Below are 9,928 nucleotides of genomic sequence, written 5' to 3' on the forward strand. Positions count from 1 at the left end.
GAATAGGTAACTAGACACGCCATGACCATAAAACGTGATGACTTCGACCCCAAAGCATATAACCCTGAGTTTAAGCGCCACTTTCTGTCGCCTAAGTACTGGGGCACGTGGTTAGGTGTTATCTTATTTTTACCTTTATCATTAATGCCACTGGGTTTACAAAAGTGGTTGGCGAAAACCATAGCCAAAAAACTGTCTAAATCCCACAAAGGTCCAGCTCACCGAGCGAGGGTGAACTTTGAGCTGTGTTTTCCGGAAAAGTCGTTCCAAGAACGTGAAGCTTTGATAGAAAAAACACTCTACACAGCAGCCATGTTCTTTTTTCGCTTCGGGTTACTAAGTTTACGCTCACCAAAGTGGCTTCAGAACCGTTGCCAAATTCGCGGCCTAGACATTTTACGACAGCACATTGATAACAACGAAAATGTGATTTTAATGGTTCCCCACTCTTGGGCAATTGATGTGCCTGCTATCTTGCTCGCTTCAATGGGAATGCCGGTTTCTGCAATGGCAAAGAAACAAAAGAATGATGTTGCTGACTGGCTGATGCACAAGCAAAGAGTTCAATATGGTGGTCGTGTTTATGAACGCTCAGGTGGCATTAAGCCTTTTCTGAAGTCTATTCGAGATGGCTATGTAGGGTATTATCTACCCGATCAAGATCACGGCCCAGAGCATAGTGTGTTTGTAGATTTTTTTGCCACACGTAAAGCAACACTACCTGGTTTAGGCAAAATTGCGAAACTATCACGCTCAAAAGTACTGCCTCTATTTGCGTCGATGAACACTGAAGATGGTACGTTTGATATTGAGATTTTACCAGCGTTTGAGCTGGATAAAGGCGAAGAGCAAGACGCTCGTACCTGTAATGAAGCCATTGAATATTTTGTCGGTGATAAACCCGAACAATATATGTGGGTACTACAGTTGCTGCACTCTCAAGAAGACGGCAATAACTATTACAATATCTTCAAGCCTAGATATGATACTGATTGGCAAGTAAATAAATGAAAAAGATTTTAATTATTGGCCCTGCGTGGGTCGGCGATATGGTAATGTCGCAATCGTTATATATCGTATTAAAGCAACGCCATCCAGATAGCCAAATTGACGTTATCGCTCCAGGATGGTGTAAACCGATTCTTGAGCGTATGCCAGAAATCCATCAAGCGATTGAAATGCCTATCGGTCATGGTGAGTTTAACTTATTAGGCCGCAGGGAAATTGGCAAATCATTACGTGAAAAGCAATATGACCACGCCTATATCTTGCCTAAATCAGCGAAATCGGCACTGATCCCATGGTTTGCCAACATTCCTCTTCGTACTGGCTGGAAGGGAGAAATGCGCTATGGTTTATTGAACGACTTACGCCCTAACATGAAGTCTTTTCAGTACATGGTAGAGCGCTATGTAGCGTTAGCTTATCCAAAAGCAGAAATGGTGGATTCTAACTCTCTCGGCGGGCTTGAAACCTTGCCTCGCCCACGCCTTGCAATCAACGCGGCAGAGCAACAAGCCACGATCAAAAAGTTCAACTTAGCCCAAGACCAACCAATTATCGGACTATGCCCAGGAGCAGAGTTTGGTCCCGCAAAAAAATGGCCCGAAACACACTACGCTGAAGTTGCGACGCAAATGGCTCGATCTGGGCATCAAATCTGGTTGTTTGGTTCTCAAAAAGACTTAGAGACTTGTAACAATATCCGCGCACTTGTTCCGACGCAATTCCATGAGGACATTCACGTTCTAGCAGGCCAAACCAGCTTAATTGAAGCGGTCGACTTACTTGCTGCATGTAAGACTGTTGTCGCGAATGACTCAGGCTTAATGCATGTGGCAGCTGCAGTTGGTTGTAATGTTGTTGCAGTGTATGGCTCAACTTCACCGAAGTACACCCCCCCACTCGCAGAAAAAGTGGAGATTGTTCATACCGATATTGATTGTCGCCCTTGTTTCCAGCGTGAATGTCAGTACAAACACCTTAAGTGCTTGACAGAACTTTCGCCTAAGCAAGTGCTAGATAGTATCCAAAAACTTGACGCCATTACGATAAGCTCATGTTAGTTCGTATTGTTTATACCTTACTACTCGCCCTAGCGTCACCGCTGCTTTTATTTGGTTTGTACAAGAGCAAACCAAATAAGCCTAAGTTCGGCTCTCGCTGGAAAGAGCACTTTGGCATAACCCCCAAGCTAAAAAGCAACGACAAACCTATTTGGATACATGCCGTATCTGTTGGTGAAAGCATAGCAGCAACACCTTTAATCAAAGCCCTTAAGGAACAAAACCCCGAACAATCTATTCTAGTTACTACAACAACAAGTACCGGAGCTGAACAGATTGCTAAGTTGGGTGATTTAATTGAACACCGCTATATGCCAATTGACTTTGGGTTTGCTATCAAAGGCTTTCTTAAAGCAGTGCAACCAAAACAGATGTTGATCATTGAGACTGAGCTGTGGCCAAACACGCTTCACAATGTTCACAAAGCGGGTATCCCTATAACTGTCGTGAATGCGCGCCTATCTGAAAAATCGTGTCAGAACTACGCCAAAATACAGCGGCTTTTTAACCAGCTTCATCCATGCCTAACTCAAGTACTCTGCCAAACGGATTCAGATGCAGAGCGCTTCGAACGCTTAGGCGTTGAGAAAAAGAAACTATCCGTTACTGGCTCGATTAAGTTCGATATTCAAATATCAGAGCAAGTGAAACAGCAAGGACAGCAGCTTCGAGCCCAGCTTGGAAAGGATCGTCCAATTTGGATTGCAGCTAGCACCCACAAAGGCGAGGACGAACAGGTATTAGATGCACATAGACAAGTTTTAAAATCTCATCCAAATGCTTTACTCGTTTTGGTTCCTCGCCATCCAGAACGATTTGATGATGTATTCACGCTTTGCCAACAGCAAGGATTTAAAACTGTGCGTCGTACTTCAACGCATGCAGTAAAGACGAATACTCAAGTATATCTCGGAGATACAATGGGTGAGATGCTAACGTTGATGGGCGCAGCGGACATCTGCTTTATGGGCGGTAGCCTAGTTGGAGATAAAGTCGGTGGGCATAATGTGCTAGAGCCCGCAGCACTGGGAGTACCAGTAATCACGGGACCAAGCTATTACAACTTCCAAGATCTGGTTGTTAAGATGCTTCATAAGAAAGTTATCAAACTGATTGAGTCATCTAACGATATGAGTCTAAAGGTTGAAGCTATGTTTCAAGGTGCGTTAGCAAAAAGTATCGTTCAAGAAAACCTCCTTAGCTTTGTCAAAGATAATGTTGGTGCGCTAACTAAGACAATTAGATGTATTGAGAGTATAAAATGAAAGTTTTTGTTATTAACATGAAACGCTCAGTTGATAGAAGAGTTCGTATGGAAAATGCACTCAACAAAGCCAACATACCATTCGAATTTATAGAAGCGATAGATTCCTCTGCGCCAAACTTTCTATACTCTGAACGTAGCAATGATGATCTTACTCGAAAACGATTTGGCTATAGGCTAGTTGAGAACGAAATTGCTTGCTTCTCTAGTCACCACCTAGCCTGGGAAAAGTGCTTGGAGCTAAACGAACCAATACTGGTTCTAGAAGATAACTGCGACTTATTACCTGAGTTTTTTGACGTGTTTTCACATTTCGACACATTAGCGGAACAATACGACTTTCTAAAACTTGCTGCAACCAAGCCTAAATCATTTAAAGTCATATCTTCAGTTAATAACAAACTTAATATTGTACGCTTCAACAAACGCACATGCGGCATTATGGGATATATTCTAACTCCACATGCTGCTTCGAAATTCATAAAAAACGCAACTCAGTTTATAGAACCTGTAGATGACTACATGGAAAAACCGTATAAACATGGTGTATCCACGTATGTTTTAAGACCAGATATTGTCAAAAGAGCCGATATTCCCTCAACAATAGGCAGTTCTCGAAAAGATAAATCTGGTATCACCTCATGGAATAAGCTCTATATAGAAATATTTAGGTTATACGAGCAACTTTCTGATTTTCTATATAACCTTGAGAATAAAAAATGAGTAATAACAATCCATTAGTCAGTATTATAGTTCCTATATATAATGTAGAAGAGTATTTACCTGAATGTCTAGATTCCGCTGCACAACAAACATATAGAAATATAGAAATAATTGCTATTATTGATGGTTCTCAAGACAATAGCATAAACATTGCTAAGCAATATCGAGATGAGGATCCTCGAATAAAAGTCATAGAGCAAACTAACCAAGGGCTATCAGCAGCGAGGAATACAGGCATAAAAAACGCTCGTGGAGATTTTTTGTTTTTTCTAGACTCAGACGACTGGTTAGAAAAAGATGCAATTGAGAAATTATTGTTGCATTCTACTGGATACGATATTGTTTCAGGAAGAGTAACTAAGTTTTATCAAGAAGATAAAAGATATGAAGACTATCGAAAGAGAAGAATTATAGGGAAATTAGATTTGGACAAAAAATTTTTCTCCTTAGAGTTCGTAGTTTGGAATAAATTATATCGAAAAGAAGTGCTTGACAATATATGGTTCGTACCCGGATTAATTCATGAGGATGAAGAGTTTTATTGGCAGGTATTTACTAAAAAATTAAGAATATACTCTATCTGTGACAATGTCATATTTTACAGAATTAGAAAAAATTCTATAATGAATAGTAAAGTTAATGATGTTAATTACCAAAATAATTTTGTGAAAATCATTGACTCTGCATATTCTACTATGAAAGGCAGTAACAAACTCAAGTATAGTTTTTACAAAACAGCCATTAAATATTTAAGAAAGCTAAAAAATGAATCAATACCATATGAAAAATATGAAAAACATATAAAGTCAATATACAACATTAGTGATTCATTTTTATTCAGAATAAAAATGAAAATATACAAAGTATTTAGTGGTTAATTATCGTTTCATATAGCCGGAGGAGCTATGAGTAGAAGTAGAAGAGAAAACAAGTGGCTTGAGATTATGGATAGCGCAAAATCTCAGCATAACCTTATTGCATCTCTGATAAACGGAAAGTCCATTGCTTATATAGACATACCGATACATTTTAATGTTGGGGATCTTCTTATATACCTTGGAACGGAAGAATTTTTTAAAGAACATGATATTAATGTTATATATCGTAGTGGTTGTGAAAATTTAGATTTTAAGAAGATTAAAGAAGCTGATGTCATAGTTTTACACGGTGGCGGCAACTTTGGAGATCTTTATAAAGTTCACCAAAATCTAAGAGAAAATATCATATCTAAATTCCCTACTAAAAGAATTATATGTCTTCCACAAACAATATTTTTTGAAGATATATCAAATGAGGAGTCTAGCGCCAAAATTTTTTCTAAACATAAAGATTTCCACTTTATTACTCGCGATGAAAGAAGTTACGAAATATCGAAAAAATTCACAAATAACTATCATTTGCTTCCTGATATGGCTCATAGTCTTCATCCGATGATCGAAAAAGAAGAACTTTGTGATGAACTTCCTCAACAACGACGAATTTTAAATCTGATTAGAAAGGATATTGAGTCAAAAAATAATGACTTGAGACTACAAAAAAAAGGGTTTGACTGGGATGATCTTATTTCAATTTCAGATATTAATATCAAGAAAAAGTATTCATCGCTAGAAAAGTGGAAATTTAAACAAAAGAAAGCTAATGACCTTTGGTATAGACTATCAAAAGAGATAGTCTTTCGTTCAGAGAATTACTTTCATATGCATAATGAAGTTCATACTGATAGACTACACGGACTGATTTTTTCATGCTTATTAGGAAAGAATATACATCTCTTTGATAATTCCTATGGTAAAAACACATCTTATTACAATAAGTGGCTTTTTGGCCTCCCTAATATAACTGTTTGTTCTAATAGTAAATAGAATTAAGGAGTATAGTTAATTACTTGATCAACTATACTCCTACATTTAATTTTTATCAGAATATATATCATAGTGTTCTTTCAAAAATTTAAAATCCTTCTCGTTCCAATTAATACTCTTACGAGAAAGCTCTTTATTAAATGAACGCAGAAGTCTATTTAGATTTTGATGCTTCCAGTCACCAGAAGTTTCAAAACGACACTTATCAAAATCGATAATCCATACCTTATCTTTGTCGTCGATCAAGATATTGTGGATATTCAAATCGGTATGGTTAACGCCAACCTGATGCATCTTGGCAATTTCTTGCCCTATTTTCTGATACATTTCTACCGATAAAGACTGTTCTTGCAAGATACTAACCAGATCTCTGGCGTTTGGGATTCGCTCACTTAATAAATCAGCTTGATAGAAGAGTCCTGACTTTACGGCTCTTGCTGCAATAGGACGAGGAACGTGCACCCCAGCCTCAATTAGCGCCAACAAAAGCTGAAACTCTTGCGCACAACGGGTGTTATCCCAGCCAGAGAACCAATAATGATCGTTAACTAACTTCCCAAACAAACCGCCACGACGGTAATGACGTAGTGCCGCTTGCATGTTCTCTAGTTGGATAAACCATGTCGTGCCTCGCCCTGTCGCACTGCCAACCACCTTGTCGGAGGACTGCCAGTATTCCGCATCAAATATCGGTTGGCTAGGGTCTGTAATGATCTCGTCATCAAACCAGATCACTTGGTTGTTGTTTTTATACTGTTGAATCATACGCTCACCCTCTAGCCTAAATACCGGCTGGCTAATATATACAACCAAGTAAATGCAGCAAACGCCAAAGCAACCATAACGGCAGCAGAGCCTATATCTTTAGCTCGACCACTGAGTTCATGCCGTTCAATACCGATACGATCCACTACCGCCTCAATCGCTGAGTTTACAAGCTCTACAATCAAGACTAATACCACGACCCCGATCATTAAGATACGCTCAACCATGCCGACATCCACTAGCCAAGCCAAAATCACAGCAATACTCAACAGAGCCAACTCTTGTCGAATGGCAGCTTCATGCTTAAAAGCCGCTTTTAATCCTTGGATCGAATAACCCGTCGCTTTAACGATGCGCTTTAGTCCGGTATTACCCGGCTTGCCAGATTCTTGCGATTGATGTGGTGTTGTCTTTGACATTGCAGAACACTTATCAGTACTTAGCTATATTCGAGCCGTGTATTTTACATTTATTGGGGATGTCTGCATAATTTACCTGCCTCTATTCATCGAATCAGACAATAATTATGTTCACTTCTGCCCCATCGTCACTATGCGTCTTGCGTTTGTCCGCTATCGGAGACGTTTGCAATACTATCGCCACCATTCAAGCTATTCAGAAACACTGGCCTTCGACCCAGATTACTTGGATAACGGGTAAACTTGAAGCCCAGTTATTAGCCGCCATCGATGGTGTAGAAGTGATTGTTTTTGATAAAAAAGCGGGACTTGATGGCTACAAATCACTTTGGCGACAGCTGAAAGGCAGAGAGTTTGATGCGCTATTGCATATGCAGTACGCGATTCGAGCGAGTGTCGCAACGTTGGGCATTAAAGCAAAATACAAACTTGGTTTCTCTTCTGATAGAAGCCAGGACTTTCAAACACTATTTACCAATGTCAAAGTGCCTTCCCCGCAATCTCTGCATGTCGCAGATGGCTTAATGGCCTTTGCCCATCAAATTGGGGTACCAAAGGCAGGACTAGACTGGGTACTTTCTTATTCAGACCACGACCAAGCTTGGGCAGAGTCTCATATTTCTCGTAGTAAACCTAACCTGCTGATTGTGCCTGGTGCGAGCAAAGCTTATAAAAACTGGAACGCGGAAGGTTATGTGGATGTGATTCATCACGCCAGAGCAAAAGGCTGGAACGTGATTCTGGCAGGCAGCCCTGCTCAGGTAGAATTGGATCTGGCAGAAGCCATTCAATCTCGCTTGGAAGAGCCGTGTCTAAATTTAGTTGGACAAAGTTCAATTCTGCAAATGCTTGCGTTAATAGATAAGGTTGAAATGGTCATCGCCCCCGATACCGGACCAGCACACATGGCGAATGCCATGAAAACGCCAATCATCGGGCTCTATGCACACCATAATCCGCTGCGAGTGGGACCTTACCGTTATCTAAAATACGTTGTCTCAGTGTATGAAGAAACGATCTTTGCGGAAACAGGTAAAAACAGTCACGAGTTAAGTTGGCGAACTCGCGCTAAAGATGAAACGGCAATGAACCGCATTACCAGCACTCAAGTAATGAGCATGTTCGATCAAGTCTTAGAAGATTTGTATCCTCAATACCAGTAAACTTACTGTCTTGATTTGTTAAGAAGGAAATGACCTTGTCCAAACCAACCTTAGCCGTTGCCTTAATTGTAAAAAATGAAGAGAAGCACTTACAAGCTTGTCTAGACACAGTAAAAGATTGGGTCGATGAGATTGTCCTTCTAGACTCGGGCAGCACTGATCGCACTGAAGAAATCGCCCGACAATACACAGATAAGTTTTACACCAACCTAGATTGGCCAGGATTCGGTAAACAGCGCCAACTGGCGCAGCAATACGTTACGGCAGACTACGTTTTGTGGCTTGATGCGGACGAACAAGTCACTCCAGAGCTAAAAGAAAGTATCTTACACGCGGTATCAGCCAATAAGCCGAACGTTTTATACAAACTTAATCGACTAAGCTCAGCGTTTGGTAAGTTCATCTACCATTCTGGTTGGTCTCCAGACTGGATTGTGCGCTTATATCGCACCGAATATACACAATATAATGATTCGCTCGTTCATGAAAAAGTTGATGAGAAAAACTATCAAACTGAAAAACTGGATGGTCGACTGCATCACTACACTTACGAGCACCTTCATCATTACATCAATAAAACCACTGGCTACCTCAAGGCCTGGACGGATGAACGTGAAGGTAAAAAGAAAGCGGGTTTAACGACCGCTATCGTTCACGCTCTTGCTAGCTTTTTGAAGATGTATGTTCTCAAACGAGGCTTCCTTGATGGCAAGCATGGCTTCATTCTAGCTTGGCTAAGCATGCACTCTACTTTTGTAAAATATATCGATCTCTACTTACGTGAACAGGCAAAAAAATCATGAAAACGACTTTAATTATCACCACTTACAACTGGAAAGAAGCATTAAAAGCGGTGTTAGAAAGCGTGAAACGTCAAACCGTTTTGCCTGACGAAGTAATTGTTGCAGATGATGGCTCTCGAGACGATACCAAAGCAATGGTTGACCAAATGCGTGAAGGTTTTCCGGTTCCACTGATTCATAGTTGGCACGAGGATAATGGCTTTCAGCTTTCAATGAGCCGCAACCGTGCGATCGCCAAAGCATCAGGTGACTACCTCATCATGATTGATGGCGACATGGTGCTGTCCCAAACGTTTATTGAATCACATAAGCAAGTCGCAAAACCAAATTGGTTTGTGCAGGGTGGACGTGTGTTAACGGATGAAAGCTGCAGCAAGGCCATCATGGAAAACGGCTTAGTGCCTTCCATTTTCAGCAAAGGCATTCGCAATCGTAAAAACTGCATCACCAACGCCTTGCTATCGAAATGGTTCTCTTACGAGCGGAATAACGATAAAGCCACTCGCGGTTGCAACATGGCATTTTGGCGACAAGATGTCATCGAGGTGAATGGCTTCAACCAAGATTTTGTTGGATGGGGACGCGAAGACAGCGAGTTTGTTCATCGCATGTTGAATGCGGGTAAGTCACGTCTTTACCTAAAATTCGCAGGTGTAGGCTACCACTTGTACCACGTAGAAAACTCTCGTGCGTCACTCGGACAAAATGATGAGATTTTAGAGAACACCATTAAAAACAAGCTTAAACGCTGTGAGAATGGTGTTGATCAATTTCTAGAAGCTTAAGTGACCCGTCCTGATATGGGTTGACACTTTTTAACTAAAACGCTCGATGTACTTCATCGGGCGTTTTGTATTTTAAAG

The 9,928-nt window shown here is 40.6% G+C and carries 11 protein-coding genes; 9 read left to right on the forward strand and 2 right to left on the reverse strand.

All coding sequences use genetic code 11. The features are described 5' to 3' along the window. Nucleotides 1-21: 21 nt before the first annotated feature. Genes lpxM through R8O11_RS01565 form a run of 6 tightly spaced genes read left to right on the forward strand, consistent with a single transcriptional unit; the run spans nt 22 to nt 5,915 of the window. Entirely contained in the window at nt 22-1,011 is a 990-nt protein-coding gene (lpxM, locus tag R8O11_RS01540) for a lauroyl-Kdo(2)-lipid IV(A) myristoyltransferase (RefSeq protein WP_238777355.1), read from the forward strand. Further along, nucleotides 1,008-2,066 (forward strand): lipopolysaccharide heptosyltransferase II, encoded by a 1,059-nt coding sequence (waaF, locus tag R8O11_RS01545; RefSeq protein WP_318193863.1) that lies wholly within the window; start codon nt 1,008-1,010, stop codon nt 2,064-2,066. Before lpxM ends, waaF begins: the two co-directional genes overlap by 4 nt. Beyond that, complete coding sequence (gene waaA, locus R8O11_RS01550; protein ID WP_318193864.1) at nt 2,060-3,331, forward strand: lipid IV(A) 3-deoxy-D-manno-octulosonic acid transferase; 1,272 nt, start codon at nt 2,060-2,062, stop codon at nt 3,329-3,331. Before waaF ends, waaA begins: the two co-directional genes overlap by 7 nt. Continuing rightward, nucleotides 3,328-4,053 (forward strand): glycosyltransferase family 25 protein, encoded by a 726-nt coding sequence (locus R8O11_RS01555; RefSeq protein ID WP_005384794.1) that lies wholly within the window; start codon nt 3,328-3,330, stop codon nt 4,051-4,053. Before waaA ends, R8O11_RS01555 begins: the two co-directional genes overlap by 4 nt. Then, entirely contained in the window at nt 4,050-4,931 is an 882-nt protein-coding gene (locus tag R8O11_RS01560) for a glycosyltransferase family 2 protein (RefSeq protein ID WP_238777360.1), read from the forward strand. Before R8O11_RS01555 ends, R8O11_RS01560 begins: the two co-directional genes overlap by 4 nt. 27 nt (nt 4,932-4,958) lie before the next feature. After that, entirely contained in the window at nt 4,959-5,915 is a 957-nt protein-coding gene (locus tag R8O11_RS01565; RefSeq protein WP_238777363.1) for a polysaccharide pyruvyl transferase family protein, read from the forward strand. A gap of 45 nt (nt 5,916-5,960) precedes the next feature. Here R8O11_RS01565 and R8O11_RS01570 read toward each other — a convergent pair whose 3' ends face one another. Together R8O11_RS01570 and R8O11_RS01575 are read right to left on the reverse strand one after the other, a co-directional pair. After that, the gene (locus tag R8O11_RS01570) at nt 5,961-6,680 is read right to left on the reverse strand and encodes a 3-deoxy-D-manno-octulosonic acid kinase (protein ID WP_318193865.1); all 720 of its coding nucleotides are present in this window, start codon (nt 6,678-6,680) and stop codon (nt 5,961-5,963) included. Nucleotides 6,681-6,691: 11 nt separating this feature from the next. Continuing rightward, nucleotides 6,692-7,099: a diacylglycerol kinase gene (locus R8O11_RS01575; protein ID WP_005395798.1), complete on the reverse strand. Its 408-nt coding sequence runs from the start codon at nt 7,097-7,099 to the stop codon at nt 6,692-6,694. Between the two features lie 107 nt (nt 7,100-7,206). Between R8O11_RS01575 and R8O11_RS01580 the strand changes: the two genes are divergently transcribed. The 3 genes from R8O11_RS01580 to R8O11_RS01590 are packed head-to-tail and all read left to right on the forward strand — an operon-like array spanning nt 7,207 to nt 9,850. Beyond that, on the forward strand, nt 7,207-8,262 hold the full coding sequence (locus tag R8O11_RS01580) for a glycosyltransferase family 9 protein (RefSeq protein WP_005384789.1): 1,056 nt from the start codon (nt 7,207-7,209) through the stop codon (nt 8,260-8,262). A 35-nt stretch (nt 8,263-8,297) separates the two neighbouring features. After that, nucleotides 8,298-9,065 (forward strand): glycosyltransferase family 2 protein, encoded by a 768-nt coding sequence (locus R8O11_RS01585; RefSeq protein ID WP_005395793.1) that lies wholly within the window; start codon nt 8,298-8,300, stop codon nt 9,063-9,065. Next, nucleotides 9,062-9,850 carry a glycosyltransferase family 2 protein gene (locus R8O11_RS01590; protein ID WP_171344436.1) on the forward strand — a complete coding sequence of 263 codons (789 nt, stop codon included), beginning with the start codon at nt 9,062-9,064 and terminating at the stop codon, nt 9,848-9,850. Before R8O11_RS01585 ends, R8O11_RS01590 begins: the two co-directional genes overlap by 4 nt. Nucleotides 9,851-9,928: the final 78 nt, after the last annotated feature.

The organism is Vibrio sp. 1288, assembly GCF_033344475.1.